At 51.1% G+C, this 26965-nt stretch carries 26 protein-coding genes, 3 tRNA genes and 3 pseudogenes; 20 read left to right on the plus strand and 12 right to left on the minus strand.

From position 1 onward, the window contains the following. Positions 1-104 precede the first annotated feature (104 nt). On the plus strand, positions 105-344 hold the full coding sequence (locus ACUTSU_RS16310; protein WP_445651156.1) for a hypothetical protein: 240 nt from the start codon (positions 105-107) through the stop codon (positions 342-344). A 233-nt stretch (positions 345-577) separates the two neighbouring features. Here ACUTSU_RS16310 and ACUTSU_RS16315 read toward each other — a convergent pair whose 3' ends face one another. Then, positions 578-1072, minus strand: coding sequence for a DedA family protein (locus ACUTSU_RS16315; protein ID WP_445650785.1), 495 nt, complete (start codon positions 1070-1072; stop codon positions 578-580). Positions 1073-1227: 155 nt separating this feature from the next. On the opposite strand from ACUTSU_RS16315, the gene ACUTSU_RS16320 reads away from it, so the two are divergent. Then, positions 1228-1527 (plus strand): putative quinol monooxygenase, encoded by a 300-nt coding sequence (locus ACUTSU_RS16320; RefSeq protein WP_445654403.1) that lies wholly within the window; start codon positions 1228-1230, stop codon positions 1525-1527. A 105-nt stretch (positions 1528-1632) separates the two neighbouring features. On the opposite strand, the gene ACUTSU_RS16325 is transcribed toward ACUTSU_RS16320, so the two are convergent. Continuing rightward, positions 1633-2052: an enoyl-CoA hydratase/isomerase family protein gene (locus ACUTSU_RS16325; RefSeq protein ID WP_445651142.1), complete on the minus strand. Its 420-nt coding sequence runs from the start codon at positions 2050-2052 to the stop codon at positions 1633-1635. Between ACUTSU_RS16325 and ACUTSU_RS16330 the strand changes: the two are divergent. Next, a pseudogene (locus ACUTSU_RS16330) lies at positions 2006-2299 on the plus strand (LuxR C-terminal-related transcriptional regulator); the annotation flags it as partial. The gene ACUTSU_RS16325 and the pseudogene ACUTSU_RS16330 sit on opposite strands and share 47 nt — an antisense overlap. Before the next feature lie 177 nt (positions 2300-2476). Next, complete coding sequence (locus tag ACUTSU_RS16335) at positions 2477-2905, plus strand: universal stress protein (RefSeq protein WP_261095199.1); 429 nt, start codon at positions 2477-2479, stop codon at positions 2903-2905. Between the two features lie 46 nt (positions 2906-2951). Here the strand turns inward: ACUTSU_RS16335 and ACUTSU_RS16340 are convergent. Further along, a pseudogene (locus tag ACUTSU_RS16340) lies at positions 2952-3616 on the minus strand (Ldh family oxidoreductase); the annotation flags it as partial. A gap of 68 nt (positions 3617-3684) precedes the next feature. Between ACUTSU_RS16340 and ACUTSU_RS16345 the strand changes: the two are divergent. Further along, positions 3685-3957 (plus strand): annotated as a pseudogene (locus ACUTSU_RS16345) (FAD/NAD(P)-binding oxidoreductase); the annotation flags it as partial. A gap of 48 nt (positions 3958-4005) precedes the next feature. Continuing rightward, positions 4006-4161, plus strand: a complete 156-nt coding sequence (locus tag ACUTSU_RS16350) for a hypothetical protein (RefSeq protein ID WP_445650787.1) — start codon at positions 4006-4008, stop codon at positions 4159-4161. Positions 4162-4217: 56 nt separating this feature from the next. Here ACUTSU_RS16350 and ACUTSU_RS16355 read toward each other — a convergent pair whose 3' ends face one another. Further along, positions 4218-4574 (minus strand): hypothetical protein, encoded by a 357-nt coding sequence (locus ACUTSU_RS16355; RefSeq protein WP_445650788.1) that lies wholly within the window; start codon positions 4572-4574, stop codon positions 4218-4220. Positions 4575-4996: 422 nt separating this feature from the next. On the opposite strand from ACUTSU_RS16355, the gene ACUTSU_RS16360 reads away from it, so the two are divergent. Both ACUTSU_RS16360 and ACUTSU_RS16365 read left to right on the plus strand, forming a co-directional pair. Continuing rightward, the gene (locus tag ACUTSU_RS16360; RefSeq protein ID WP_445654404.1) at positions 4997-5356 is read left to right on the plus strand and encodes a hypothetical protein; all 360 of its coding nucleotides are present in this window, start codon (positions 4997-4999) and stop codon (positions 5354-5356) included. Between the two features lie 229 nt (positions 5357-5585). Continuing rightward, positions 5586-6017: a hypothetical protein gene (locus tag ACUTSU_RS16365; RefSeq protein ID WP_445650790.1), complete on the plus strand. Its 432-nt coding sequence runs from the start codon at positions 5586-5588 to the stop codon at positions 6015-6017. A 91-nt stretch (positions 6018-6108) separates the two neighbouring features. On the opposite strand, the gene ACUTSU_RS16370 is transcribed toward ACUTSU_RS16365, so the two are convergent. Next, positions 6109-6333, minus strand: coding sequence for a DUF2594 family protein (locus tag ACUTSU_RS16370; RefSeq protein WP_020826235.1), 225 nt, complete (start codon positions 6331-6333; stop codon positions 6109-6111). A gap of 764 nt (positions 6334-7097) precedes the next feature. On the opposite strand from ACUTSU_RS16370, the gene uvrY reads away from it, so the two are divergent. The 7 genes from uvrY to ACUTSU_RS16405 all read left to right on the plus strand — a co-directional run bounded on the left by uvrY (position 7098) and on the right by ACUTSU_RS16405 (position 11430). Beyond that, positions 7098-7754, plus strand: a complete 657-nt coding sequence (uvrY, locus tag ACUTSU_RS16375) for a UvrY/SirA/GacA family response regulator transcription factor (protein ID WP_012006273.1) — start codon at positions 7098-7100, stop codon at positions 7752-7754. Then, a complete protein-coding gene (gene uvrC, locus ACUTSU_RS16380) occupies positions 7747-9579 on the plus strand; it encodes an excinuclease ABC subunit UvrC (RefSeq protein WP_445650791.1) in 1833 nt (610 codons plus the stop codon). Before uvrY ends, uvrC begins: the two co-directional genes overlap by 8 nt. Before the next feature lie 58 nt (positions 9580-9637). Continuing rightward, complete coding sequence (gene pgsA / locus ACUTSU_RS16385; RefSeq protein ID WP_017892379.1) at positions 9638-10186, plus strand: CDP-diacylglycerol--glycerol-3-phosphate 3-phosphatidyltransferase; 549 nt, start codon at positions 9638-9640, stop codon at positions 10184-10186. A 145-nt stretch (positions 10187-10331) separates the two neighbouring features. After that, positions 10332-10407: transfer RNA gene (locus ACUTSU_RS16390), tRNA-Gly, on the plus strand. Between the two features lie 57 nt (positions 10408-10464). Continuing rightward, positions 10465-10538: transfer RNA gene (locus ACUTSU_RS16395), tRNA-Cys, on the plus strand. A gap of 10 nt (positions 10539-10548) precedes the next feature. Continuing rightward, positions 10549-10634 (plus strand) — tRNA-Leu (locus tag ACUTSU_RS16400). A gap of 673 nt (positions 10635-11307) precedes the next feature. Beyond that, positions 11308-11430, plus strand: a complete 123-nt coding sequence (locus ACUTSU_RS16405) for a hypothetical protein (RefSeq protein WP_445650792.1) — start codon at positions 11308-11310, stop codon at positions 11428-11430. Between the two features lie 34 nt (positions 11431-11464). Here the strand turns inward: ACUTSU_RS16405 and ACUTSU_RS16410 are convergent, their stop codons facing one another. The 3 genes from ACUTSU_RS16410 to ACUTSU_RS16420 form a co-directional block, all read right to left on the minus strand. Beyond that, the gene (locus tag ACUTSU_RS16410; RefSeq protein WP_445650793.1) at positions 11465-12385 is read right to left on the minus strand and encodes a GNAT family N-acetyltransferase; all 921 of its coding nucleotides are present in this window, start codon (positions 12383-12385) and stop codon (positions 11465-11467) included. Between the two features lie 726 nt (positions 12386-13111). After that, complete coding sequence (locus tag ACUTSU_RS16415) at positions 13112-13342, minus strand: hypothetical protein (RefSeq protein WP_445650794.1); 231 nt, start codon at positions 13340-13342, stop codon at positions 13112-13114. Positions 13343-13558: 216 nt separating this feature from the next. Beyond that, the gene (locus ACUTSU_RS16420) at positions 13559-14701 is read right to left on the minus strand and encodes an SIS domain-containing protein (protein WP_445654406.1); all 1143 of its coding nucleotides are present in this window, start codon (positions 14699-14701) and stop codon (positions 13559-13561) included. A 401-nt stretch (positions 14702-15102) separates the two neighbouring features. Between ACUTSU_RS16420 and ACUTSU_RS16425 the strand changes: the two genes are divergently transcribed. The 5 genes from ACUTSU_RS16425 to eptB all read left to right on the plus strand — a co-directional run bounded on the left by ACUTSU_RS16425 (position 15103) and on the right by eptB (position 20441). Next, positions 15103-15408: a PTS sugar transporter subunit IIB gene (locus ACUTSU_RS16425; RefSeq protein WP_445650796.1), complete on the plus strand. Its 306-nt coding sequence runs from the start codon at positions 15103-15105 to the stop codon at positions 15406-15408. Between the two features lie 112 nt (positions 15409-15520). Continuing rightward, the gene (locus ACUTSU_RS16430; protein ID WP_445650797.1) at positions 15521-15847 is read left to right on the plus strand and encodes a PTS lactose/cellobiose transporter subunit IIA; all 327 of its coding nucleotides are present in this window, start codon (positions 15521-15523) and stop codon (positions 15845-15847) included. Continuing rightward, the gene (locus ACUTSU_RS16435) at positions 15840-17141 is read left to right on the plus strand and encodes a 6-phospho-beta-glucosidase (protein WP_445650798.1); all 1302 of its coding nucleotides are present in this window, start codon (positions 15840-15842) and stop codon (positions 17139-17141) included. The genes ACUTSU_RS16430 and ACUTSU_RS16435 overlap by 8 nt, the downstream gene beginning before the upstream one ends. 55 nt (positions 17142-17196) lie before the next feature. Next, a complete protein-coding gene (gene celB, locus ACUTSU_RS16440; protein WP_445651143.1) occupies positions 17197-18558 on the plus strand; it encodes a PTS cellobiose transporter subunit IIC in 1362 nt (453 codons plus the stop codon). Positions 18559-18788: 230 nt separating this feature from the next. Then, positions 18789-20441 (plus strand): kdo(2)-lipid A phosphoethanolamine 7''-transferase, encoded by a 1653-nt coding sequence (gene eptB / locus ACUTSU_RS16445; RefSeq protein WP_445650799.1) that lies wholly within the window; start codon positions 18789-18791, stop codon positions 20439-20441. A gap of 52 nt (positions 20442-20493) precedes the next feature. Here eptB and proP read toward each other — a convergent pair whose 3' ends face one another. The 4 genes from proP to ACUTSU_RS16465 form a co-directional block, all read right to left on the minus strand. Next, the gene (gene proP / locus ACUTSU_RS16450) at positions 20494-21996 is read right to left on the minus strand and encodes a glycine betaine/L-proline transporter ProP (RefSeq protein ID WP_445650800.1); all 1503 of its coding nucleotides are present in this window, start codon (positions 21994-21996) and stop codon (positions 20494-20496) included. A 406-nt stretch (positions 21997-22402) separates the two neighbouring features. Then, positions 22403-23767, minus strand: a complete 1365-nt coding sequence (locus ACUTSU_RS16455; protein WP_445654407.1) for a TolC family protein — start codon at positions 23765-23767, stop codon at positions 22403-22405. Between the two features lie 3 nt (positions 23768-23770). Beyond that, positions 23771-25711 (minus strand): MacB family efflux pump subunit, encoded by a 1941-nt coding sequence (locus ACUTSU_RS16460; protein ID WP_445654408.1) that lies wholly within the window; start codon positions 25709-25711, stop codon positions 23771-23773. After that, a complete protein-coding gene (locus ACUTSU_RS16465) occupies positions 25708-26889 on the minus strand; it encodes an efflux RND transporter periplasmic adaptor subunit (protein ID WP_445650803.1) in 1182 nt (393 codons plus the stop codon). Before ACUTSU_RS16465 ends, ACUTSU_RS16460 begins: the two co-directional genes overlap by 4 nt. Positions 26890-26965 lie beyond the last annotated feature (76 nt).

Raw genomic sequence — 26965 nt, forward strand, 5'->3', positions numbered from 1 at the left:
GGCTTCCGATCTCAACCTTTCGGGTGTGGTACAGCCAGCTATTTCCTGCAAAATTGATAATGGGACTTCGATTGAATAAGCCGATTGCCTTGGGAGCATGATATATGCCGGACGTAGTGGGAAGTGTCTGGATGCCGGAAGTCTATCGAAAAGTGTTGTTGGCTTTCTGTAAAATGAAAACAGCCATCGATAAAGTTATTGAGAAAGATAAATGCGCTGTAGGTTTGAGTAATGTAGTTATCACTCAGCTCAACCATGCCTTCCTGTTTGGCAAGATTGGTGTTCGGGCAGAGGGTAACCTAATTATTGACCGTAGCCTTCCGGGTTGTGAAAACCACGCGTAACCATCGAGCCACCTTTAGGTGGCTTCAGACTGATGACAAACCTCATTCCTGCCCAGAGCGAGTAGAGGCCGATAAATAAAAATCAGGAAAATCAATTTATTGATTTTCGGCTGCTCACCACAAAGCAGGAAAAACCACGCTTTTTCCTGCTTTGTCAGCAACCTAGAGCCACCTTTAGGTGGCTTTTTACTACCTTAGCCATAGTATCGGCCAGTCTGGTATTGATAGTCAGGTCAAAACACCCGACTAACCAATATCAGAGCCAGCGCCCAAATCCCGGCGGACAGCGCACTGGCGCAATAGACCTGCCTCAGGGGCAATGTAATGATGCCGGCCACCAACGGCACGCTGTAGCGCATCACCGCCAAAAAACGCGAGATAAACAACAGTGGCATGCCTTTTTTCTGCAGTGCGGTTTGTGCCCTGTGCAGTGGTGCATGAAATCTGACCGGTAACCCTTTGAGTGATCCCCGGAGGCAGAACAGCGCGCCACAATGGAAGGACAAAACGGAGCCGAGTAAGGCGCCCAGGGTAATCGCCCCCCAGACATGAACGTCGGGGAGCACGCTTTTACCGGCAACGATGCCCAGTATTAGCGTGACCGACGCGGGTGGCAGCAACGAGGAAATAAAAATCACTGACTTTCCCAGCGAAAATAAAAAGATAATCAACAACAGGAATTCAGGTTCCGGGCTGTATTTGGCAATAATTTGTGTGAGTTGTTCCATCGGCCACCTTTGAAAATGTATCCTCTGGTGACCAGTTTCCCATTGATAACCTCAATAAATGGTCAATTAGGTTTTGTTAACTGAATAGGTTCATCCTGATGAGATAGCGCGGTTACCCTGATGGTTCGCTTGAGATAAAAACAAGGAAGGTAACAATGTTAAAAGTGATTGCTGAAGATTTTATCAAGCTCGATTGTGTTGAAACGGTGATGCTGCTGTATCAGGAACTGGTGCAGAAAACCCGGCAGGAGCCGCTTTGTCTCTCCTATGAACTGTTTATCGATCATCAGGACGCGGGGCATTTTATTTTTGTCGAAGAGTGGCCCGATCGCGCCGCGCCGGACGCCCATTGCCAGACGGAACATTTCAGGCGTTTGGTACCGTTAATCAACCAGCATCAAAGTAAACCCTGCACCTTCCTGTTTATGCAGCCATTTGCCTTGGTGAAGGGCTAAGGGAGCAAAAAAATCCCCGCAGAGCGGGGTTAATGGCTTCTCAAGCACTGTCTTGTAATGATTAAAAATTAGACTGCGAATGATTACCATTCATTAAGAATGTTCCTAAAAGGATATTGCCGCCTGACGCGCCCGGTTTACCCCACTTTGTTGGTAGTCAAAGGAAGGGGCTTCGTGTCGGTTTAATCCATGGTGGACGATGGCCTTCACCGCCTGACTTGCCTGCGGATTTTTCTGCGCAATCTGCCGGGCGAGATTCAGCGACTCCTCATATGCGCTGCCCTCGCTGATGCGGGAAATAGCCCCCTGTTGCCAGGCTTCCTGTGCGGTGATGATCCGGCCGGTCAACAACCAATCGAGGGCGATGTAGGGTGAGATGCGCGCCGGCAGCCGTGAACACTCTCCCTGCGCGGCTATCAATCCCAGCCCGGTTTCCGGGAAACTGAATTGCGCGTTGCGGCTGGCGACAATCAGGTCGCAGGCCAGTGCGCGTAACGAAACCTTCTTCCTGTGGTTGGCGCAGATGGTTCATAAAACGCTGCGTGAGGCATTAATATCGGTAAACGACGAGGCAATCAAAGATGTGCTGACTCTGCGCGAAAAGGATATTTTGCGCTGGTGCAGCGAAGGTAAAACCTCGGAAGAAACTGCTCAGTTAATGGGGCTGAGTGAACGGACGGTGAATTTCCACATTGGCAATTCGATTAAAAAGCTTTCGGTGGCCAATAAAACCGTCGCCACGGCGAAGGCGGTGTATTTACAGCTTATTTAACCGCGTTTGAAATAGTTAATCGGCTATCCGTTAGAAATGTGATGTTTATATTTTGTTAAATAAGGAATTATCCTGGTCAGTATTTACCGCCGATCACAAAAGCGCGAATAAGCGGTTCACCCGTACTCTTCCCGGCAGTACCCTGTAGGCACCAAGGTTGCATAGAAGGGATGTGATATGTACAAGACTATATTAGTGCCGATAGATATTGAAGAAGATCTGTTGACCGAGCATGCGCTGGAGCATGTTGAGTACCTGGCGAAAATATCCGGTGCCAAAGTGCATTTCTTCCATGCGCTGCCGGATGCTTCGGCATTCGTTACCGCTTATTCTTTCGGTATCAAGGAATTTGAGAATCAGGCGGAAGTGAAAGCGGTAGATAGGCTCAAGAAGATCATGTCGGAAATAGACATTCCCCTGGATCGCCTGGATTACACCATCAGCTTTGGTTCGCCGCGCGATGAGGTGCTGCAGTTGGCGGAGGAGATCAAGGCCGATCTGATCATCATCGGCTCGCGTCGCCCGAGTGTAAAAACCTACCTGCTAGGTTCCAACGCGGCGGCCATTGTGCGCCATGCCAATATCTCGGTGATGGTGGTCAGGTAATCCCGTTAAATCAGGCCCGCAATATTGCATTGCGGGCCTGATTCGTTCATCGGCAGAGCGCCACAATCTCGTCATACAGCGTCTGCTGCAAGCTAATGCCGTGCTGCTCACTGTACTGTAGGCGCTCAAAACGCCGTTCCCCCGGAATACGTGTCCCTTGATCACTCAATCCGCAAATAAGACTTCTGCCCTGGCCAAATGCACCGTCTTGTCCGCCCCCAGAAAACGATCGGGATCCATCGCGATAATCAGCTCACCGCCGTAAGGGGAGGAGCCGGTTTGCCGATCGTAGGCCAGTGATTCCTTACTGGTCATATCGCCAATCAACGGCCCGGCGCTCAGTTCGACCATCGCCGCCAGCGCCGACCCCTTATGACCGCCAAAGGTCAGTATCGCCCCTTGCAACACGCTCGCCGCATCGGCGGAGGGTTGCCCCTGGCGATCGATGCCCCACCCCGGTGGCAACGGCTTACCGGCGCGGCGATGCAGTTCGGTTTCACTGCGTGCTGTTGCGTTGGTGGCCATATCGAAAATAAAGGGTGGTCGCTGAGGACGTGGCCAACCGAAGGCAATCGGATTGGTACCAAACAGCTGCCGGGTTCCTCCTGCCGGCGTGACCCAGACATGGTTGGGGGTATAGGCCTGGGCCACCAGCCCCTTGTCGGTCAAGGGTTCGATATCGGCCCACAGCGCCGAGTAATGCACATGCCGAAGGTAAACTGCAACGCATGGCGGAGTATGGTGTGAGCAGCCAAGCACTGAACGCCGCGCAGGTTACCTTTGTGCTTAACCCTATGCTGAAAACGCTGGCGACACGGGAAACGCTATTGTGTCGTTGTGAGGATGTGCCGCTGCATCAGTTAAGTAGATTAGCCGATTGGACGGCCGCCAAGTTGAGCAGCCGCTGTGGCATGGGTGCTTGCCAGGGCAAGATTTGTGCGGCGGCAGCGCGCCATTTGTTCGGCTGGCCACTGCCGGTCCCACGGATCCCCCTGACGCCAGCCAGGGTGGCTACTCTGGCTCGGTTGGGCCATATCGAGCACGGCGGATAAGCCTGCTACACTCAGACATAGTGACCAGAAAGATCGGGCGGACAACGGATGATAAATGCACTGATTACGCTGGGGCTGTGCCTGCTGCTGATACCGCTGCTGCTGTGGCTGATTGGTCGGGCATTATCGGCCGCAAAAGATAAAAAACCGGAACAGAATAAAGCTAGGCCGAGGACCGGCATGCCGCACGGTGATGATGAATAATCCCCGGCGGTAAGCAGTGTCAGTTGAGCTAAGTGCCAGCCTCGACAACGCTGAGATTACTGTGGCCAGTAATAGGTTTTCTCATGCCAGCCTTTGCCATACATACAAGCTTCGATAGTCGCCGTTCGTGCCTCTTCATTGCGATCGTTTTGCACCGTTTTAAACGAGGGTTGTTTATCGTAACGGTAGCCTTTCGGGCAGTCTTTTTTGTCTTTCTCGCAGCTGTGGTATTGGTTCTCGTAGCTAAACTCAAAGTCACGTACCACATCGGGAGGAAACCGCTCGTATCCCCGCCCCTTGCATTCTGCATACTCCGCATCACGGGTGGCGTTGCCGGCGCCAGCGCGTTCCCATTGGGTACAGGCGGTCAATGTTACTAACGGTAATAAAATCAAAAAGCTATACTTCTTCATGGTATTCCTGACTCTTCCTTTCGTCCTAAATGCACACGCTGAGAATTTTCTCAGGTGGAGCCTGAGTGTAATAAACTGCTGCTAAAATTGAAAATGATAATAGTTATTGTTTAGATGGGGTTGAGGTGAGGCTGGTGGCAATGTGTGAGGAAGATGCCTTGTTGATAAGTAGAATAATACTTATTTGTTATCATGTTCGTGCTAATTTTTTTCTGTGTTTTTTTATTTTTTATTGTTTATTCATTAAGATATTTGCCTAAGGATTTATTCTTATTATTTGCTGTATAAGGATATTTGTACTCTGCGTAATTAAATTGAGTTTTTTTATATTGCTTTTTATAAACAATCAAGATTAAAAAAATTATTGAATATGTCGGTAATGAGATTGCAATTCAGGTGTAAATTTTTTAGATTCAGGATCGATGAATGACTGTCATGATGATGAAGACATTAAAGGGATTTATATTTTGGCGAATAAACCTAAAACACTTAAAGATAGTGGTGATTTACCTTCATTATCAGAGGATTGTGAACGGCTGAGAAATCTTTCTGATGTCGGTGATTCATTGGGTTATGGCCGTACTCGCTTCTATCAATGGTGTCGTGGCCGCGGTTTTCTTACTCTTATGAATGCACCCTCTACGGAGATGATTAACGCAGGTTATATGGTGACTACGCTGTCAGAAAACGGTTACTCGCGGGTTTATGTGACGGAAGATGGTTTTAACTATGTGGGTAAAGCCTTTCGCGATGACATACAAAAACGCATGGTCAAAATTTAGAAAAACCATAAAATTTTTATTATTTTCAATATACTGTATACAGAATATTCTTATCTCTACGGACTGCCTTGCCTTGTAGCAATAGAGTTGGCGTGGGTAAGATTATTCCGGCTCTTTTTTTCTCAGCCCACTGGAAGTTATCCTATTTTTCTATTGGTGATACCCCGGTGCTACAGTCAGTGGCTATTCTCTTGCTAGTATGAGGGTTGGTTTATTTCAGGAGCAAAGGATGAAGCATTACGCCGCGTTACTTGTTACCACCGTGCTATTGTCTGGTTGTGCCACCCAGGCCGTTCCGCTGCAGCAGGCCGAATCACCGCCGCCCAGCCGGTTGCTGCTTTATCAGAATGTGCCACAAACGCCATTTGCCACCATAGTGGTGGTACGCGACAGCGGGATGCTGGCGGGAAGTTGCCGGACTGGGGTTTATATCAACGGCGAGTTCGCCGCCTCGCTGGCATCCAAAGAGAAGGCCGAGTTTCGGGTGCCGGTAGGCAATAACGAAATCAGTATTGGGCAGGATATGATCGAAAACAGCCTGTGTATCTGGCGTGATACCAGCGGGCGGCTGCCAATGACGCTACGCGCCGGTGAGAGCCGCTATTTCCGCGTTGCCGGTGATATGCAGCGTGGGTTTGTACTGCAGGCCGGTAGGCCTTAAGCCTGGCGGGGGGACTATCAGCGCCGCTGCCACCATTCTCCTGGAGGGAATGGTGGCAGCGGCGATAAGGGCAGGCCGGAAGGGTGACAGATTATTGACGGTAAGCGTGCTTAATCTGTTGGATGCTGTTTTTAAAAATTTCGGCCTGGGTCGGGTCTTCAATCTGCGCAATAAAGCGCTCCATGTTGATAATGACTTTCCCGGCATCGGCCTGACCGATCGATTTCAGGATCAGCGTCAGCGTGGCTTTAAGGCAGGCAACTTCTGTTGCTAGCGTTTCCGGGTTTGCAGACGTAGTGAAATCAACGTTGCTCATTTTCTCTCCTGGTTTTTGAGGCCGAAGCCTGAAACAAAATGCATTTTGATGCGCACCCACACCGATATCATTCACTCGAACCTGCAGATGCGTATTTAACTGGGCGCGGAGTATAGCATAGCATGCAGCTATCCATCTGCACTGATAGCGCTGTCGTAGTCCGTACCATTAACTGGAGTCAGTTCCAGGGTTTAAGCGACTTCACATTATAGTGCATACTCACTATTGATGAATTAATCGGCTTGCTGAACAATACCGCCAAGTTATTTTTTTTTGAGTTAATAAGTATTTGTCTGGCAGGTTATTGTTACCTTGCTCCTGTTATTTAAATGATCAACATTAGTCTCTGGCCTGACGTTGGCTTGGCATGGATTGAATAATTTCTTTTGCAATGAATTTCGCCATGTGAGATAAAGATAATCTTGCCATTTTGTGTTGTTTCAATAAATTACAAGCTGGTCATGCCGGTGTTAGTATTATCTGTGTTGCGATTGCTTACACTGGTTTTACCTGCGGGTTAGGTTAGACGCACTATCATGAGGTCAGAGGCCCGCATGGTAATATTCATATCGTCGGTTTTTTATCGACAAACAACGGTTTTATCGGGCTGCCTTGGGTGACTAAAATTCAAAAATTTGGCCCATTGCGCAAAGTTAATCGGGAGTAAGTATTAATCTGTGTTCATTCTTGGCTGAAAAACAAGTAATATCTCTGCCTATAACAGCGGCTGATTGCGTTACTCCCTTCTTTTTGGAGATTTTTCCTTGATTAGCGTTCTTCTTGTTGATGACCACGAACTGGTGCGCGCAGGGATACGACGCATTCTTGAAGATATCAAAGGTATAAAAGTTGTCGGGGAGGCCCAGTGCGGTGAAGACGCCGTGAAATGGTGCCGTGGCAATGCTGTAGATATCGTTCTTATGGATATGAACATGCCGGGTATTGGCGGGCTGGAAGCCACGCGCAAGATTGTACGCTATGCGCCCGACGTAAAAGTCATTATGCTGACAATCCATACTGAAAATCCATTGCCGGCCAAGGTAATGCAGGCGGGCGCCGCAGGCTACCTGAGCAAGGGCGCGGCGCCACAGGATGTGGTGAATGCCATTCGCGCCGTGCAGGCCGGGCAGCGCTATATCGCGTCCGATATTGCCCAACAGATGGCATTGAGCCAGTTGGAACCGCAGACGGAAACGCCGTTTAGTTGCCTGTCTGAGCGCGAACTGCAGATTATGCTGATGATTACCAAAGGCAAAAAGGTTAACGAGATCTCAGAACAACTGAGTCTCAGCCCCAAAACGGTGAACAGTTATCGTTACCGCATGTTCAGTAAGCTGAATATCAGCGGTGATGTTGAATTGACACACCTGGCTATCCGACACGGATTGTTCAATGCGGAGACTTTGTTAAGCAGTGAGTGACCGTTTTGATGCCAAAGCATTTCTAAGCACCGTAACCAGCCAGCCCGGCGTCTACCGAATGTACGACGCCTCTGGCACGGTTATCTATGTCGGTAAAGCCAAAGATCTGAAAAAACGCCTTGCCAGTTACTTCCGCCAGCAGGTGGGAAGCCGTAAAACTGAGACGCTGGTTAAAAATATCGCACAAATAGACGTTACTGTTACGCACACCGAAACAGAAGCGCTATTACTGGAACATAACTACATAAAGTTATACCAGCCTCGATATAATGTTCTTTTGCGAGACGATAAATCTTATCCGCTGATCTTCCTCAGTGCGGACAGCCACCCGCGGTTGGCCGTGCATCGTGGTGCCAAACATGCCAAGGGGGAGTATTTCGGCCCATTCCCCAATTCCTATGCTGTGCGTGAGACGCTGGCGCTGCTGCAGAAACTGTTCCCGATACGTCAGTGCGAGAACAGCGTATACCGCAACCGCTCGCGCCCTTGTTTGCAATACCAGATCGGCCGTTGTCTGGGACCTTGTGTCGCCGGGCTGGTGAGTGAAGATGAATATCGTCAGCAGGTGGAGTATGTTCGCCTGTTCCTGTCCGGCAAGGATCAGCAGGTACTGCATCAGTTGATTGAAAGGATGGAAATCGCCAGCAAGGCGTTGAACTTCGAAGAGGCCGCGCAGATACGCGATCAGATCCAGGCGGTACGCAGGGTGACTGAGCGTCAGTTCGTGTCCGGTAACAGCGACGATCTGGACGTGATCGGCGTGGCATTCGAGGCAGGCATGGCCTGTCTGCACGTACTGTTTATCCGCCAGGGCAAAGTATTGGGCAGCCGCAGCTACTTCCCCAAAGTGCCAGGCGGCACCGAAATGAGCGAAGTGGTGCAGACGTTCGTCGGTCAGTTCTATTTACAGGGTAGCCAGATGCGTACCTTGCCGGCGGAAATCCTGTTGGATTTCACTTTGCCGGAAAAAGACCTGCTGGCCGAGTCGTTGTCTGAACTGGCCGGTCGCAAAATCCAGATCCAGAGTAAACCGCGAGGCGACCGTGCTCGTTACCTTAAACTGGCGCGTACCAATGCCGCGACAGCTCTGACCACCAAGCTTTCCCAGCAGTCGACCATTCATCAGCGACTGGCCGAGTTAACTAAGGTGCTGAATCTTTCCGAGATTAACCGCATGGAATGCTTCGACATCAGCCATACCATGGGTGAGCAAACTGTAGCTTCCTGCGTGGTGTTTGACGCTAATGGGCCGCTGCGTTCCGAGTATCGTCGCTATAATATCACCGGCATTACGCCAGGGGATGACTATGCGGCGATGGCGCAAGTGTTGAAACGCCGCTATGGTAAGGCTCTGGAAGAGAAAAAAATCCCCGACGTTATCTTTATTGATGGTGGCAAGGGGCAGCTTGGTATGGCGATTGACGTATTTAACTCGCTGAACGTGAGCTGGGATAAAAACAAACCCTTGCTGATCGGTATCGCCAAAGGAGCAGACCGTAAAGCCGGGTTGGAAACACTTTTCTTTGTACCTGAAGGTGAGGGGATTGCTTTGCAGTCGGATTCACCGGCGCTGCATGTGATCCAGCACATCCGCGATGATTCACATAACCACGCGATCACCGGGCATCGGCAGAGAAGGGCAAAAGTAAGAAATACCAGCGCGTTGGAGCTGATCGACGGCGTTGGACCAAAACGGCGACAGGTGCTGTTGAAGTATATGGGCGGACTTCAACCATTATTGAACGCCAGCGTTGAGGAAATTGCAAAAGTGCCGGGTATTTCACAAGCATTGGCAGAAAAGATCTACAATGCATTGAAACACTGAGGGCAATGTAGCAACATACTCTTAATTCCCACTCCAGCCAGATAGTTACCCTAGCATTATGCAATTGAATATACCGACTTGGCTTACTCTGTTTCGCGTAGTTCTGATCCCATTCTTTGTTCTGGCATTTTATCTGCCGTTCACCTGGGCTCCGATGGTTTGCGCCGTCATCTTTGTGTTTGCTGCCATAACCGACTGGTTTGATGGTTTCCTCGCCCGCCGCTGGAAGCAAACTACCCGCTTTGGAGCCTTCCTCGACCCGGTCGCGGACAAGGTGATGGTGGCGGTGGCACTGGTGCTGGTGGCGGAACACTACCACGTCTGGTGGATCACTCTGCCGGCGGCGACCATGATTGCTCGTGAAATTATCATCTCGTCACTGCGTGAGTGGATGGCGGAGATTGGTAAACGCAGCAGCGTAGCGGTGTCCTGGATTGGCAAAGTAAAAACCATGGCGCAAATGATGTCGTTGGTCGGTCTGCTTTGGCGTCCGGACCGCACCGTTGAGTATGTGTCTTTTGGTTTGTTGTACATTGCTGCGGTGCTGACTTTCTGGTCAATGTTCCAATATTTGAACGCTGCCCGCAAAGATTTGCTGGAACCCTGATCAAAGCGCTGCAAAAATCGTCAAACAAACGTAATGAGCCAACAATTTTATTGACTCATTACGTCAGGTAAGTAGAATGCATCGCATCAGACGGCAGCAGTGATTTGCCGAAAGATAGCAAAAAAATCAGTAAGTTCTGATTAATGCGGGAATAGCTCAGTTGGTAGAGCACGACCTTGCCAAGGTCGGGGTCGCGAGTTCGAGTCTCGTTTCCCGCTCCAAATTTGATAAAGCTGGTGTTTTACGAGCTTTAGCCTGAAAAAGGTAAACAGAATTTAGGCGCGTTAACAAAGCGGTTATGTAGCGGATTGCAAATCCGTCTAGTCCGGTTCGACTCCGGAACGCGCCTCCAATTTTCCCGAGCCCGGGTGGTGAAATCGGTAGACACAAGGGATTTAAAATCCCTCGGCTTATGGCTGTGCGGGTTCAAGTCCCGCCCCGGGTACCAGGAAAATAAATTCAAGAATAACAAGCAATAAGTAGTAATGTCGTGACCGCCGGAAGGCGGTTTTTTTGTACCCGAAATCACCTTTCAGAACATCTTCAGAAGATGCTTTCAGAAGATAAAACCTGAAAGCAGCATAAATATTCATCCTTTCTGATTACCCACCACCGGCACTATTTTCACTTCGGGTTATTGCGGCTGGAAAAGGGTTTGCACTAGGTTTCGGCCGGGCTGTGTCCAACTCTGGCGCGCTGATAGCCGAAAGTGGTTACGAATCCCTGCCTGCCGATGGGATTTATTCGCAGTTTATTTTGTACCGTATCCCGCTACCGAACACTGAAGGTTACACGGGAACCGGCGTAATATCTGCGGGAACTATACGACGGTTCCTGACTGGCTGCGCGTCCGGTTCGGGAATGACTCATTCCTGACAGATGCTGTTTGGATCAATCACGGTGGTACGGCTGTCAGTGACCCAAGCAATTATCCGATCAATACGACGATTGCAGGATTTCGCGATAATCAGTGGCACATTGCAGCAATCGAGGCGACGAGCTCGCATCATCGTTGGGAGCATGACGGCGCACTATTACAGCAGAAAGAGATCCAGATCCCGGCTAAGCCGTTCTCAACGGCTGCATCGCGCCAGTTGATCGTAGGTGGCGCAGGCAACCCATTGAGTAACGGTTTTCAAGGGGACATTACCGCGAAAATAATCGTCCCCGGTGCGCTGTCGGTTGACGCGAAAAACACGCTCTATGCGCGATTCAACGCGTTAAAAGCCGAGTTGATGGGGTGATTATGAAAGCCGGGATTGATCCCGGCTCATTAATTTAAATCGACAGTGTGCGCCCCAGCGGTGCGCGCTCACACCACCTATCTTTATACGCCTCCGTCGGCTTGCCGAAGGAATAGCGCATCTCCTTTCCTTCCTGTTCGCATAACTCGTATGCGGCCCGAACGTTTAACCAGGTGACAATCGTCCCAGGGCAAAATCCGTTATGTTCACGGTCATATCCACCATTCACATAATCAAAGCAGATCCATCTTGGACTGTCAGTGCGAGTAATTAATTGAAAAGCACACGGCTTGCCGTTATAGAACAGCACAAAACCGAATATCATTTCACGCAGCGACGTTATCATTTCCATCATCTGACGCTTGTTTCCGGGCTCCCGGTCCCAGCGCTTGGCATACAACTCAAAGTAAATGTCTACAATTTGAGCTGGTGTTAATAATGCTTGGTCTACTATTTCACCACCTGAATTCAGGAATTTTTTTAGCTCGCGGTTCCGGCTGTTTTTTGTTGATGATGAATATCCACCTTTGCCGCAGGTTTTAGCCAGACAAATTTCACGCTGACTATTAAGCGAAAACGTAGAGTTCAATGTTGAACGGCCGTTTAAGGACGATAGGATTTTAGAGCGATAAGGGATCACTGTCTTAACGCTGCTGCTAATTGGTAAAATCATTTCGTCTTTGTTAAACGGGAACATATCAACCCCGATTTTTTTCGACTGACGTCCGACGATAGCGATCTCTTTTCTTCCATTGGTACACATACCGCCGAGTAGTGAGCCATTGGAATCCCGCTTGATGTAGTATTTATGGCGTAAGTTAAGTTGACGTTGCATAAAAGATAAAACGTCAGGGTGAGTTACAAAACTACCGCCATAAAGGCAATAACATGTTCTATATTCTTCTGCTGTGCCTATGCGCCAACCAGACGCATAAGAAATAAATTTCCGTATCATAAATTAGTTAGTTTCCTATATTATACTGAGCCATTATATGCTAAAAGGCCTTGATCTTTGAAGTGCTATTGTTCGACGTGGTCGCTTGGAAACGTCCAATATTACGATGGTCGGTCACTTTTTCATCTTGGGGTGTTTTGCAGTTTGACGGGAGTATCCAATAAGGAATTAAAGGTAACTTGGCATTCGGCCGGTTATGCATGTAATTGTTCGGAAGATGGGGGTTAGTCTTGCTCTAACTAGATGATTTCTAAATGTGAAGTTATTAATCCATGTTCCGAATTTTTAAACAACCCATTGTTTTTTAAGATGTTAACGCTGAATTTAAAATCCCTCGGCTTATGGCTGTGCGGGTTCAAATCCCGCCCCGGTACCAGGAAAATAAATTCCAGAATAATCAAAGCAATAAGTAGTAATGTCGTGACCGCCGGAAGGCGGTTTTCTTGTATCTGGCCCCCGTTGAGCCATACCTCCCTGATATCCCTTTATTTTATTCGTGCGCAAATAATTTACAGTCACCCAAACGACAACAATCATTCTGGCTTGGCGCAATACCCGGCGGTTGAGCCGGGGTTGTGCTTATCTATCTCTCCTGAAAGTCTTGGTCGCACTAGTGAATACCAAACGGCGGGGCTAGATCAGCGCTACAGTTCGCTACCCACATAATGGCCACCACGGCGGCGATAGAGAGAATGGTGCATAGATCCGATTTTCGCATGCAGTTCCTTAGCGGCCAGTGACACCAATAACTTCGATTGCCGCCCTGTGCAGCTTTTGGCAATGGTCATCGGGTTGTGTTTCGATCTCTTTGATCAAATAGGCGAGAATGCTTTGTTTGCTGATGGGCTTGTTGGCGGAGAGCACCTGAATAACGCCCTTGCCGAGCAGGTTGTAAATTTGTTCACGGTACGTCTCGACATCTTTATCGTTGAGACCGTAAAGGGAGTAATCGATCATGGAATTTTACCGCTGATGAAATGTAAAGTGCCAGCCGAAGCTGGCAGAGAAGCCATATAAAAATTAAAGTTGTGCAAATGCCACTTAGGTCACTACCTAATTGGCATGTTAACGATAACGTAGTAAGAATATTCCTATCAATAGGGTGGAGCAATCTGGATGGCTAATTAGGAAAATCCTCAGACGATAACCAGAGTTAAGGCTTGTTCTGTGGATTTAATCTTCCGCTTGCGCACCGAGGCTTTCTGGCATTAACTGTGCCAGCAACAGATCCAGCGTCAGCATCAGCCCATAGCGTGCGGCACTCCCACCACTCAGGGGCAGGACCTTATCTGCCAGGGATGCCAGAGTGCTGCCTGCCGGGGTCAACGCGATGCGATAAGCGCCAGTGGCACCGGCTAACCTGGCGGCATTGAGCAAATCGCTATTTTCCCCACTCAGCGAGAGTAGTATCACGCACTGTTGCGTACTCAGGGTGGAGGCCGTCATGCGCATCAGTGCCGGATCCTGGCAGGCAAAAGCGGGATAACCCAAACCCACCAGGCGTTGTTGCAGTTCGTTGATGTACAACGTCATGCTGTTTACGCCAAAAATATGCACGCTTTTGCACTGGCTCACCTGTTTACTGGCGTCTATTAATGCCGAATGTTCTACCTGTTGCAGTTGTTGATGCAGCGTGGTTTCTACGTCATTGACGCGCTGCAGCCACAAACGAGGTGGCCCATTGGGGGTTGTCTGGGCAGCCAAGTAGCGTGATCCGCTGACGCTTGCCTGTGCCAGCTTCATGCGCAGATCGCGAATATCATCACAGCCTATGGTTTTGGCGAACCGAGTGATGGTTGCCGGGCTAACCCCTGCCTGACTGGCCAGCAACTCTATCGTAGCGGAAGAAGCAAAGGCGATATCGTCCAAAATGGTCTGTGCTACCTTGGCTTCCTGTTGGCTGAGTTGGTTTTGCCGCGCACGGATTTGATAGACGATGTCGCCGATATCTTCACAACCGATGGATTTGGCGAAGCGACTCAAAGTCGTGGGGCTGACACCGGGCAATTTACCGATATCGGCAGCGGACGAGAAGGCGATATCCATGCCGCCCAGTACCGGTTGCGCCACGGTGGCTGGCTGGCTTATTGGTAAAGGCTGAGTGCGCATCAACGAGATAAAGTCGTTAAGATCCTGACAACCAAGAGACAGGGCAAAATGCGTGACGATCTCGGTACTGACGCCGGCCCGCTCTGCCAACTGTTCAATAGTCGCGGTTGAAGTGAACCCGGGATTGTCCAGGATAGTCCGGGCAATTTTTGCCTCCTGACGGTTGAACGGATCCTGACGGAACTGAATGTGGTAAACGAGATCCATAACTGCAGTGTCCCTTCTGTGTGCCAACCGATGCCCGGTGCTTCAAACTAGCCTGTTTTTCGCACGCTATAAAGCCCTGACTGGCAGAATAAATTAATGAAAATAATTTTCAATGCACTCTGTTGTAAAACACGACACTCATCTCGGTGTTGATTTGTTGTGTCTTTATCCTTTTGTTTTTAAAGGATTTTAAAATGTTATTGCGATTATTAAACCAAAAATTAGATCGTCGATCACAGTGTTGAAAAAAATTTTCATGATAATTTTTTTTAATCGATTGTTTTTAAATGATTAAGTAAAAATCATAATCGAATCGTATGGATTTAAGGTATTTACAAGCGTGTTACGGAGTTGTTTTATATTTGAACAGCCGTGGTGGCTAACAACCGGGACACTGAAAAATGCAAACAATCGTCTTATGCTGTGCCGCAGGAATGTCGACCAGCATGTTGGTACAAAAAATGAAAAACGAAGCGCAAAAACGAGCGCTGGATATCGAGATCGAAGCCGTTCCGGTGGCAGACTTTGAACGCATCCTGGGGTGGGCAGACATTGTCCTGTTGGGGCCGCAGGTGAAATATGAACATGCGCGGCTGGCCGAACTGGCTGCGCCATTGGGAAAAGCCGTGGCGGTTATCGACATGATGGATTACGGCACCATGCGCGGCGATAAGGTGCTGGACAAGGCGCTTAGTCTGCTGGCCTGATAAACACTCTGGGGACGTAGTTCCCCATATTCATTTATTTATTGATTTACCACGGGTTATTTCATTAACCCGCGGTGGGATCGCCGTGTCTGGAATCAGGACGGGGGAGGTAATGATGGATTTGGAAACTAGTGTGATGGAATTGCTGGTTCATGCAGGTAGTGCGCGTAGCTCGCTGCTTTCTGCATTGCAGTTAGCGCGTCGCGGTGAATTTGAAGCCGCCAGCGCCAGGCTGGAAGAGGCGAAGGCCGATATTGGCCGGGCGCATGGCATGCAGACGGAGCTGATTGGCATGGATGAAGGCTGTGGAAAGGTATCGGTCAGTTTAATTCTGGTGCACGCGCAGGATCATTTGATGAATGCGATGCTGATCCAGGATCTGGCCACTGACATGATCGAACTTTATCGTCGTTTACCCCAGGGGGCAGGCAATGACTAAAATCACCGTAATAGGCGGGGGCAGCAGCTACACGCCGGAGTTGGTCGAGGGATTGATCGCGCATTTTCAGGATGTGCCGTTAACCGAGCTGGCGCTGGTTGATGTGGAGTCCGGCCGCGAGAAAGTGGGCATTATTGCGGAGCTGACCAAAAGAATGCTCAAGCGCAATGGGCTGGAGCAGGTGGTGGTTTCGGTACATTTCACGCTGGAGCCGGCCATTCGCGGTGCCAGTTTTGTGCTGACCCAGCTGCGAGTGGGGCAACTGGCAGCCCGCGCTGCCGATGAGCGTCTGGGGTTGAAATATCAGCGTCTGGGCCAGGAAACCACCGGCGTCGGCGGTTTTGCCAAGGCGTTACGCACCATTCCGGTGATGCTGGAGGTGGCACGCGTGGTGGAGGCGGTGGCGCCTAATGCCTGGATTATCAACTTCACTAACCCGGCTGGGATCGTTACCGAAGCCGTTTCCCGTTACAGCAAGGCGAAGATTATTGGTTTGTGCAACGTGCCGATCACCATGCACCACATGATCGCCGATATGATGAAAGCGCCGTACGATCAGGTAGATCTGCGGTTTGCCGGGCTGAACCATATGGTGTGGGTGCATCAGGTGACGCAAAGCGGTAAGGATGTGACCGCCAAGGTGCTGGAAATGTTAAGCAATGGCGAAACGCTGTCGATGAACAACATCAAAGACCTGCCGTGGCCTCCGGCATTTCTGCAGGCTCTGGGGGCAATCCCTTGTCCGTATCATCGCTATTTTTATCAGACTGCCGGCATGCTGGAAGAAGAGCTGGAAGCGGCTGCCGCGCAGGGCACCCGTGCAGAGCAGGTGATGAAAGTAGAAGCAGAGTTATTTGCCTTATATGCCGACCCGACACTGGATAAAAAACCGGAGCAACTGAGTTTTCGCGGGGGGGCCTTCTATTCTGAGGTGGCGGTCGAATTGATCCGCGCAATTCACAATAACAGCGGCAAGGTGCTGGTGGTGAATACTCGCAATAACGGTGCCATTCAGGGCTTGCCCGATGATGCGGTGATTGAAACCAACTGTGTGATCGATGCACAGGGCGCGCATCCGCTGAGCTTCGGCCCGTTGCCAATGGCCATGAATGGACTGACTCAACAGGTTAAAGATTTTGAACGCCTGACCATAGAGGCGGCGGTGCATGGCGATCGTCAGAGTGCGCTGTTGGCGCTTGTGGTGAACCCGCTGATTGGCGGTGTCGGCATTGCGCAACCCTTACTGGACGAAGTGTTGAGCCTCAATCAGGCCTATCTACCGCAGTTTAATTAAGTCGATATTCCATAATAACAATCACGACGACCGGCTTTGCCGGGCAGGGGGGATGATGGCGGGTTTAAATAACATTCTGGAACGTTACGTGTTGCCGACGGCGTTAAAAATTGCCGGGCAAAAACATATTTTGTCGGTGCGGGACGGCATAATTCTCAACATGCCGTTTATGTTAATCGGGTCGTTTTTCCTGATCTTCGCTTATTTACCGATCCCCAGCTACGCCAATCTGATGGGCGAGGTGTTTGGTGCGGCGTGGCGGGACAAGTTGTTGTATCCGGTCAAGGCGACCTACGACATCATGGCGATCATCTCCAGCTTTGGCATTGCCTACCGGCTGGCGGAAAAATACCGTGGGATGGATCCGCTCAGTACCGGTGCGGTTTCGCTGGTGGCGTTTATCATGACTATTCCCCAGCATACGCTGTTTTCACCGGTGAAAGGGGCCGCAGAGCAAATTGTTAAAGGCGTGCTGCCGATGAATTTTATCGGTAGCCAGGGGCTGTTTGTGGCGATCGTAGTGGCGCTATTATCGACGGAAATCTACCGTTTTGTGCATAACCGTAATCTGGTGATCAACATGCCGGAAGGGGTGCCGCCAGCGGTAGCCAAATCCTTTCTGGCCTTGATCCCGGGGTTCTGCGTGCTAGCAGTGATTTTGCTGCTGCGTTTGATTGTTGAGGCTACGCCGTTTGGCGATATCAACACCATGATCGCTACGCTTATCGGCATCCCGATGCATCACGTGGGTGGAACACTTCCCGGAATGATTTTCTCGGTCATTCTGATCGGCCTGCTGTGGACGCTGGGGCTGCATGGCGACGCTATCGTACTGGTGTTTATTCAACCGGTGTGGCTGGCGAATATGTCAGAAAACCTGGTGGCGTTTCAGGCCAATCAGCCGATCCCGCACATCATTACTCAGCAATTTTACGATTTGTGGATTGCGCCCGGCGGGACGGGAGCGCTGTTGGGGCTGGTGATCTTTATGCTGTTGCGCAGCCGTAGCACTCAGATGAAACAGTTGGGGAAAATCGCCGCACCGGGTTGTCTGTTCAACATCAGTGAACCCATGGTGTTTGGGATCCCGTTGGTGATGAATCCGTACTTCTTCCTGCCGTTTATTCTGACGCCGGTGGTGCTGGTGATCGTGACCTACAGCGCGATGGCAACCGGGCTGGTGACGCCTCCGGTCGGCATTGCCTTACCGTTCACTACGCCGATTTTCATTAGTGGCTATCTGGCAACTGGCGGTCATATTTCAGGAACGGTGATCCAGGTGGTCAATCTGCTGATTTCAATGGCGATTTACTATCCGTTCTTCCGCGCCTGGGATAAGCAAAAATACCGCGAAGAAAATCAGGCGGCGATGCCAGTACAAAACGCCGTGACTGATGAGCAACCGCAGATGCCATAAAACGGACGATTCCAGTAACGGTGGTCGGATACTGCCGTTACTGGAGATAAACGAAAACAACGCCACACATGAATTGTTACATCATAACAGCACTAATTTCACCCACCGTGGCAACGCCGGCCTAAATTGCCTGTCAGATAACCATTCCAGCAGCAGGAGAGAGAAAACTCTCAACAATAACCTGTATCTGGCAAGGGTATGAATTCACTTTGGCAAGAATGGTATCAATAATGCAGAAGTTCCGACGCTGGACCCAGTTGCAGGTCTCTTTCTTTATCGCTTTTTATCTCGGTGTGTTACTCAATATCCCCATATTTTACCGCCGTTATCAGCAACTTCATTATGACAACTCCTTGTCGATCGGCATTGAGGTGCTCGCCGCCTTCTGCCTGGTGTGTTTTATCACGCTATTGATCTCGTTTTTGGGGCGCAGGCTGTTCCGTGTTTTGGCATCGTTACTGGTGTTGAGTTCGGTTGCCGCCAGCTACTACATGGTGTTATTCCACGTTGATATTGGCTACGGCATTCTGGCGGCGGTGATGACCACTGACGTTGACTTGTCCAGGGAGTCGGTAGGCTGGCATTTTGCCGTGTGGGTGGTGTTGGTGAGCCTGTTGCCGATGCTGCTTATTTGGTTGGCCCCGATGCACGAAGCGACTTATAAGAAAGGAAACGGCTGGGCGTGGTGCAAGAAGGGCGGCATTATGCTGAGCGCCGCACTGCTGTGCTGGCTCCCCCTGAAGCTAATGGGGCAGGTACAGGATCGTCACGATCGGGAAAGTAATCAGTTGATGGCCAGTTATGGTGGGGTGGTGGCCGGCAGTTATTCGCCGTCCAACTGGCTTTCTGCCTTGGGATTGTTGACCTACAGCTCATACAGCCAGGCGGAAGACAGCCGTAATCTGTTTGATCCGGCGGCGCACTTTACCTATCAACCGCCAAAAGACGTGAATGATCTGTACGTGGTGTTTGTGATTGGCGAAAGCGCCAGACGCGACCACATGGGCATTTATGGCTACCAACGCGACAACACGCCGAATCTGGATAAGGAAAGCAATCTGGCGGTGCTGCAGGGCTATTCCTGCGATACCTCAACCAAGCTCTCGTTACGTTGCATGTTCGTGCGTGAAGGCGGAGCGTCAGAAGCGCCGGAACGGACCCTGAAGGAAATGAACGTATTTTCCGTGCTGAAAAAGCAGGGTTTTTCCTCTGAACTGTTCTCAATGCAGAGCGAGGCCTGGTTTTATAACAAAACCCAGGCGGATGATTATGAGTTGAGAGAAAGTATTCAGGCGGAAAAACGTAATGCCGGTAAACCTGTGGATGATATTGCGCTGATTGACGAGTTAAAGGATTCGTTAGGTCGCCACCCGCAGGGCAAGCATTTGGTGATCCTTCATACCAAGGGCTCGCACTATATGTACACTGAACGTTATCCTCGTGCTTTTGCCCGCTACCAACCGGAATGTCAGGGTATTGATGATACTTGCTCTACGCAATCAATGATCAACTCTTACGACAACAGCCTGCTGTATACCGATTACGTCCTTGAGCAGGTCTTCAACCAGTTACGTAATCGTAATGCCATCGTGTTTTACTCCTCGGATCATGGTGAATCGATCTCGGAGAATATGCATTTCCACGGTACCCCGCGTGACCATGCACCGCAGGCGCAGCGCACCATTCCTATTATGGTCTGGGCATCCGACAAGTTTCTTAGCCAGCCCGACCATCAGGCGGCTTTTAATCAGTTAAAGGCGCTGCAGCAGGCGAAAACGCCGGTTTTCCACGAGAAACTGTTCGACAGTATTCTGGGCTGTATCGGTTACACCTCGCCGGACGGGGGGATAGTGAAACAGCATAACTGGTGCCAGGTTAACTAAACCAACCGCTTGGGACGGGACACCAGGAGCACTTTTTTATTAGAGCATGGTTTTAGTCCAGTTTTGGATGCTGGTCGACCAACGTCTGTTTTTTCTTTTCCAGCTCGGCGATCTGCTCGTTGATTTCTTCGACTTTCTGTTCGATGTTGTCGTAGTTCTCCTGCAGCAGTTCTTTGGCTTCCGAGCGGTCTGAAGCGGCTGGGGTAGCACCGCGCAGCGGTTTATTGGCGGTTTCCTTCATGTACAGGCCGGTGGCGAGACCGATTACCGCTACTGTCATCAGGTAGTAAGCCGGCATATACAGGTTTCCGGACGACTCGACCAACCAGGCGGCCACCGTTGGGGTTGCACCGGCAACCAGTACCGAAATATTGAACGAAATTGCCAATGCGCTGTAACGAATGTGCGTTGGGAACATTGCCGGCAGAATCGAAGCCATCACGCCGGTGAAGCAGTTCAATAGCACCGCCAGGACTAACAGCCCGACGAAAATTAAACCAATCACATTACTGTTGATCAAAATAAAGCACGGGATCGCCAGCGCCAGCAGGCCGATGCTGCCGCCAATAATAAACGGCTTACGGCCAATGCGGTCACTGGTCATGCCGATTACTGGCTGCACGAACAGCATGCCGATCATGACGGCGATAATGATCAGAACGCCGTGATCTTCCGAGTAGTGCAGGTTATGCGACAGGTAACTCGGCATGTAGGTCAGCAACATGTAATAGGTCACGTTGGTCGAAATCACAATACCGACGCACACCAATAGGCTTCTCCAGTGCTTGGCCGCAATCTCTTTGAACGACGTCCTTGGCGGGTTTTCGATAGCGTTGCGGTCTTCCTTCTCCATTTTTTCCACGTGCTGCTGGAATGCCGGAGTTTCTTCCAGCGCATGGCGCAGGTACAGACCAATCAGGCCCAACGGCGCGGCGATGAAGAATGGAATACGCCAGCCCCAGTCGAGGAAGTTGGCTTCCCCAACAATGCTGGAAATCAGCACTACAACGCCGGCACCCAGCACGAAGCCGGCAATCGAGCCGAAATCAAGCCAACTGCCCATAAAGCCACGCTTGCGGTCTGGAGAGTATTCGGCGACGAAGATGGCCGCGCCGGAGTATTCGCCACCGACCGAGAAGCCCTGCGCCAATTTTGCCAACAGCAGCAGCACTGGTGCCCAAATACCGATCGAAGCGTAGGAGGGGATCAGACCGATACAGAAGGTGCTCACCGCCATGATAATGATGGTGATGGAGAGGACTTTTTGACGACCGAATTTATCGCCCATCGCACCAAAGAAGATGCCGCCTAACGGACGAACCAGGAAGGGAACGGAAAAGGTTGCCAGTGCGGCAATCATCTGTACGCCGGGAGTGGCGCCAGGGAAAAATACTTGTCCGAGGGCGTAGGCCACGAAGCCATAAACACCAAAGTCGAACCACTCCATCGCGTTGCCCAATGCCGCCGCGGTTATGGCCTTTTTCAACTTGCTGTCGTCAATAATGGTGATGTCATTAATATGCATCGGCTTATGACGTTTTTTTCTTAACTTCATACAATCATCCCTTAATCAATTTTAGTCGTACGTGAATTCGCGATCCTTCTGCCCAGTTATCAGTTTGGTTAATCTAAGCGCTATACGCAGAGATCGACCATTGCCATTTTTTGTGTGATGCGAATCACGTAATATTTCAATTTTCACCGGGAATATGTCATTTAGGTGACTAATTATTTTGCATCTATAGCTTAACGTTATATCTTGCGGTGATCAAATTTAGCAGTTTATCTAATGAATTTGCACCGATTTAGCGCATAAATAGATTAACTATTGTGCATGTTGACGGTTTTTTGTCTGGTGAGGGATGGATTAAGTATAGGAAGAACTGCGGTAAAAACCGGCAAAATTAATGCGTTCTGCGGCTGAAAAAAGCCTGACGAAGACGTCAGGCCGGGGAGGGGAGTTATTGCGCTGAGCCGCCGAATTCCAGATAGAGTTGGGCCAGGTTCTGATATTGGCCAAAACGGTTTTCATCCAGCGCCAGTTCTGCCAGCCTGCGGCGATTCTGCGCATCCAGCCAGAAGCTGATTGGGACGGCACCTTGCCGGTAGCGCCTCTCATTCAAGCGTTCAGATTTTTGCGCCAACGCCAACGAGGCCTGTAAGTGTTTTTCCTGAGCTATCAATTGGCCACGCAACGACAAGGCATCGTCGACATCGGCCATGGCTTTATACAGCGCCTGTTTGAATTCCAGCACCTGCAGATCATAGTCGCTGCGGGCAATTTTGATATCTACGTCCATCTGCCGCCATTCAAGGAACGGCAGCGACAGCCCTGCCCCCACCGAAGTCACAGGGTTGCGCAAAAACTCCAGCAATGCGGTACTGCTGGCACCCAATGAACCGGTCAGGCTGAAGGTCGGATAGTACTGGGTACGCTTTACATCGATGTTGGCCAATGCTTCACGCAGCCGCATCTCTTTGGCGCTGATATCCGGCCGATGACGCAGCACGTTGACCGGGATACCGGCATTGATTTGCGGCAGCGGGCCGGTGGGTAAACGGGCGGGTTCTACCAAAGTCTTGCCCGGGGGCGAGCCCAGTAACACCGTTTGTTCATTCAAGGCTTGTTGACGCTCACGCAACAGCGCCAGATGGCTGCTCTCCTGGTTGTTCAGATTTTGCTCGGCATCCACCACGTCCAGTGAAGAGATGCTGCCGGCACGGTAGCGGGCATTGACCAACTGCAAGATCTGTCTGGAGTAAGCGATATTTTGCTGACTGACGCCAATCCGTTGATTGATAAAACCGAGGCGCCAGTAATTTTTGCTGGCGTTGGCGAGCAATGCCAAACGTGCAGTTTGCAAATCTTGTTGAGTTGCCTGACTGGCCCATTGTGCGGCATCGCGCTGTCGTGCCAGTTTGCCCCACAGATCGACCTCATAGCTGACGCCGAGGTTGGCGCTGCTGTTTTTATTCCAGGGTGATGAGTTGGACAGAGCGGTGCTGGTACCGGTATTGAGCGTCGCGTTTACGCTGGGAGCGGTGCCGATGTCGACCCGTTGGGCCGCCAACTGGGCGCGATAGACGCGCAACGCGGCAGCGGCCAGATCGTTATTAGCCAGCATCACCTGTTGCAGCCAGCGGTCCAGTTGGGGATCGTGGAAGTCATGCCAGGCAAAAGGGACTGACGTAGCGGCATCGGCACCGGGTTGCCATTGGGGCGGATAGTCCACCTTCGGAGGTTGATATTCGCTTTTCAGCGCGTTGCCGCAGCCGGTGCTGAGCAGGGCGGTGAGGCATATCGCCAGGGGGGATAAAATTCTCATAAGTTACTCGCTGGCCAGTGAAATGACCGGATCCATCCGTGCCGCTTTGCGGGCTGGGAGATAACCGAAGATCATGCCGATCAGAGTGGAGCAGCAAAAGGCAACGGCGGCGGCCTGCCAGGAATAGATGGCGGTGAGCATGCCGCCCGCCAGCAGGGTGAACAGCGAGCCGGCGGCGAAAGACAGTAAAATGCCCAGTACGCCACCGATCAGGCAGACCAGCACCGCCTCAATCATAAATTGCTGCATAATGTCGCTGCGACGTGCGCCGACGGCCATACGCACGCCGATTTCATGCGTCCGCTCGGTCACCGAGACCAGCATGATGTTCATCACGCCGAGGCTGCCGATGATCAGAGAAATTGAGGCCACCATCAGGATCAGTAGGCTGAGGGTCATCGAAGTTCGTTCGATCGACTTACGGAATTTATCGAGGTTGAACAACATAAAGTCTTTAACGCCGTGACGCTGGGTCAGCAACTGGTTAATGGCGGCGACAGCGGCTTCGTTGGCAACGTCATCTTTCAACCTTACGCTGATGCTGCTCAACTTGGTTTGGCCCACCATGCGGTACATGACGGTGGTATAGGGCATCCACACTCTGATGCGGTTGGGGGCAGAGTCCTGGTTACTTTGCACCACGCCAATCACTCGCGCCGGTACGGCGCCAAGAAACACGATCTGGCCCAGTGGCTCTACGCCGAAATCACCGAACAACGACTGGCGTGCGTTCTCGTCAATGATCACTTCCTGTAGGGCGTTGCGGTCGTCCTGGAAATTGCGACCTTGCAGCAGAGTTAGGCCGTTAACGCGTAAATAATCACGTCCAACACCAGTGATCGACGCGTTGGCTGATTTGCTGCGAAAGTGGATGCTGTCTGAGGCAGTGACCTCAGGGCTGACACTATCGACAAAGCTTTGGCGGGCCAGCGCGTCGGCATCCGCCGGCACCAGGGTGCGGATGCTGTCGATGGCATCATCAAAGAAATCACGGCCGGGATAGATGCTGACCACGTTGGTGCCCAGGCTTTTAATACTCTCCAGCGTGCGTTGTTTGGCACCTTCACCCAGCGCGACCACCGTCACCACCGCAGCAATGCCGAAAATGATACCGGTCATGGTCAGTGCGGTACGCAAGCGATGGGCATTCATGGCTTTCAGCGCCATCTGTAACGATTCACGGGTGCGATCGACCAGACTCTGCCAATAGCCTTGAGCAACCGGTGGGGTCTTTTTCATTATCGGCAGAGGAAGCGTGGATTTACAGCCACTGTCGGCGACGATCTCGCCGTCCTGCAGCTCGATGATGCGCTGAGCGTGCTGCGCCACCTTCATATCGTGAGTGACGATCACTACCGTATGGCCGCGCTGATTAAGTTCGCTGAGGATCTCCAGCACTTCCTGACCTGATCGGGTGTCCAGGGCGCCGGTGGGCTCATCCGCCAGGATAATTTCAGCGCCGTTGATTAACGAACGAGCAATACTGACACGCTGTTGCTGGCCGCCGGAAAGCTGACCGGGTTTATGGTGTTCACGACCTTCCAGTCCCAGCCGGGCCAACAGTTGCGCCGCATGCAGTTGGCGTTGGTCCCGCTTGCTGTTGGCATAAATCGCAGGGATCTCGACGTTGCCTAACGCGCTGATATCCGGCATTAGATGATAACGCTGGAAGATAAAACCAATGTGTTCACGGCGAAGCCTGGCCAGTTGGTCCGGCGATAGATGAGCCGCGTTTTGGCCGTTGATGTAATAGTCACCCTGATCCGGTACGTCCAGACAGCCAATGATGTTCATCAGCGTGGACTTACCGGAGCCAGAAGCACCAATGATTGCGACCAACTCCCCGGTAGCGATGCTCAGATTAATGTTTTTCAGGACGGTCAGCGGCTGGCTGCTGTTGGTGTAGGTGCGGCCAATACCTTTCAGCTCAATGATAGTGTTCACAGTGAGAGGTCTTCCTCGCCCGGTCTGGTATTTTCCTGCACCAGCACCACGTTTTCACCTGCCTTCAATCCGGACAGGATTTGAATATCGACATTATTGGTAATGCCGGTTTTCACCTCGCGCATTTCCAACCGGTTGTCCCCGGTCAGCACTTGTACCTGTTGTTTATTATCTGCGGTTTTATGTACCGCCTGGATCGGCACCAACAGCGCGTTTTTCGCCTCACCGAGCAGCAATGAAACTTGCGCCGTCATGGCAATCCGCAAGCGGTTATCCGCGTTTGGGACGTCCAGCAATGCGTTGTAATATACCGAAGCATTGGAGTTACCGGAACCGGAGGACGAACTGCCGGCGGAGATCGAGTCGTCTTTCATCACCGATTCCGGTGCCAATTCGACGGTGCGCAGCGTGGCGTCGTAACGTTTATCGGGTTCGGAGAAAATGGTGAAGTAGGCCTTTTGCCCCTGAGAAACGCGGGTAATGTCGGCTTCGGAAATCTGCGCCTTGATGGTCATTACGTCCAACTGTGCCAGTTTGACGATGGTGGGCGCGCTCTGGTTGGCATTCACCGTTTGGCCTTGCTGAGTAATCACTGCAATAACAATGCCGTCCATCGGCGCCAGAATACGGGTGTAACTCAGGTCGACCTTTTTCTTGTCTACTTCAATCTGTGCCTGCACGATGCGAGCATTCAACGCGATCAGTTCGGCGCGGGTGGCGGCGAGCGTGGCCTCAGCCGTCTCAAAATCTTCGCGGGAGCCAGCTTCATCCATCAACATGCGCCTTTGGCGTTTAAAGCGGGACTCGGCCTGTTTCAACAGTGCCTGTTTGGCCTGTAAATCTGCCTTGGCGACATTCAGCGCTGCTTCTGCGTTGCGCAGATCGTTGCGTTGGGGTAGATCGTCGATGTCGGCAATAGGTTGGCCTTTGGTGACCCTGTCGCCAAGTTTGACCTTCAGGGATTTGACTTGGCCGGAAACCTGAGCCCCGACGTTGACCCGTTCTATCGCATCAAGTTTGCCGGTGGCCAGTACAGCATTTTCAATATCGCCCAGGCGAGCCGGTGCCGTGACTGAAGCGGCTTGCGGGGGGCTTTGTAAAGAGAATGCTACCAGGGCAAGGATGACCAGCAGAGCGCCGGTCAGGATAAACGCCAATCGGCGCGGGGTGATTTTCATAATGTTATCCATAACAGAAAACGATGATCCCGGAAGGCACTATAGTGGCATCCAGCGCCTTAACTAACAATAAACA

The organism is Serratia sp. NA_13 (assembly GCF_052691735.1).

Bases quoted from the DNA above. Each gene is read 5' to 3' on its own strand.
- ACUTSU_RS16315 (WP_445650785.1), bottom strand. From the start codon at position 1,072: ATGGAACAACTCACACAAATTATTGCCAAATACAGCCCGGAACCTGAA.
- ACUTSU_RS16430 (WP_445650797.1), top strand. From the start codon at position 15,521: ATGATGGATTTGGAAACTAGTGTGATGGAATTGCTGGTTCATGCAGGT.
- ACUTSU_RS16465 (WP_445650803.1), bottom strand. From the start codon at position 26,889: ATGAAAATCACCCCGCGCCGATTGGCGTTTATCCTGACCGGCGCTCTG.
- ACUTSU_RS16435 (WP_445650798.1), top strand. From the start codon at position 15,840: ATGACTAAAATCACCGTAATAGGCGGGGGCAGCAGCTACACGCCGGAG.
- ACUTSU_RS16370 (WP_020826235.1), bottom strand. From the start codon at position 6,333: ATGAGCAACGTTGATTTCACTACGTCTGCAAACCCGGAAACGCTAGCA.
- ACUTSU_RS16365 (WP_445650790.1), top strand. From the start codon at position 5,586: ATGAAGCATTACGCCGCGTTACTTGTTACCACCGTGCTATTGTCTGGT.
- ACUTSU_RS16360 (WP_445654404.1), top strand. From the start codon at position 4,997: ATGAATGACTGTCATGATGATGAAGACATTAAAGGGATTTATATTTTG.
- ACUTSU_RS16415 (WP_445650794.1), bottom strand. From the start codon at position 13,342: ATGATCGATTACTCCCTTTACGGTCTCAACGATAAAGATGTCGAGACG.
- celB (WP_445651143.1), top strand. From the start codon at position 17,197: ATGGCGGGTTTAAATAACATTCTGGAACGTTACGTGTTGCCGACGGCG.
- ACUTSU_RS16350 (WP_445650787.1), top strand. From the start codon at position 4,006: ATGATAAATGCACTGATTACGCTGGGGCTGTGCCTGCTGCTGATACCG.
- ACUTSU_RS16320 (WP_445654403.1), top strand. From the start codon at position 1,228: ATGTTAAAAGTGATTGCTGAAGATTTTATCAAGCTCGATTGTGTTGAA.
- ACUTSU_RS16455 (WP_445654407.1), bottom strand. From the start codon at position 23,767: ATGAGAATTTTATCCCCCCTGGCGATATGCCTCACCGCCCTGCTCAGC.
- proP (WP_445650800.1), bottom strand. From the start codon at position 21,996: ATGAAGTTAAGAAAAAAACGTCATAAGCCGATGCATATTAATGACATC.
- ACUTSU_RS16310 (WP_445651156.1), top strand. From the start codon at position 105: ATGCCGGACGTAGTGGGAAGTGTCTGGATGCCGGAAGTCTATCGAAAA.
- ACUTSU_RS16425 (WP_445650796.1), top strand. From the start codon at position 15,103: ATGCAAACAATCGTCTTATGCTGTGCCGCAGGAATGTCGACCAGCATG.
- ACUTSU_RS16410 (WP_445650793.1), bottom strand. From the start codon at position 12,385: ATGATACGGAAATTTATTTCTTATGCGTCTGGTTGGCGCATAGGCACA.
- ACUTSU_RS16420 (WP_445654406.1), bottom strand. From the start codon at position 14,701: ATGGATCTCGTTTACCACATTCAGTTCCGTCAGGATCCGTTCAACCGT.
- ACUTSU_RS16335 (WP_261095199.1), top strand. From the start codon at position 2,477: ATGTACAAGACTATATTAGTGCCGATAGATATTGAAGAAGATCTGTTG.
- pgsA (WP_017892379.1), top strand. From the start codon at position 9,638: ATGCAATTGAATATACCGACTTGGCTTACTCTGTTTCGCGTAGTTCTG.
- ACUTSU_RS16355 (WP_445650788.1), bottom strand. From the start codon at position 4,574: ATGAAGAAGTATAGCTTTTTGATTTTATTACCGTTAGTAACATTGACC.
- eptB (WP_445650799.1), top strand. From the start codon at position 18,789: ATGCAGAAGTTCCGACGCTGGACCCAGTTGCAGGTCTCTTTCTTTATC.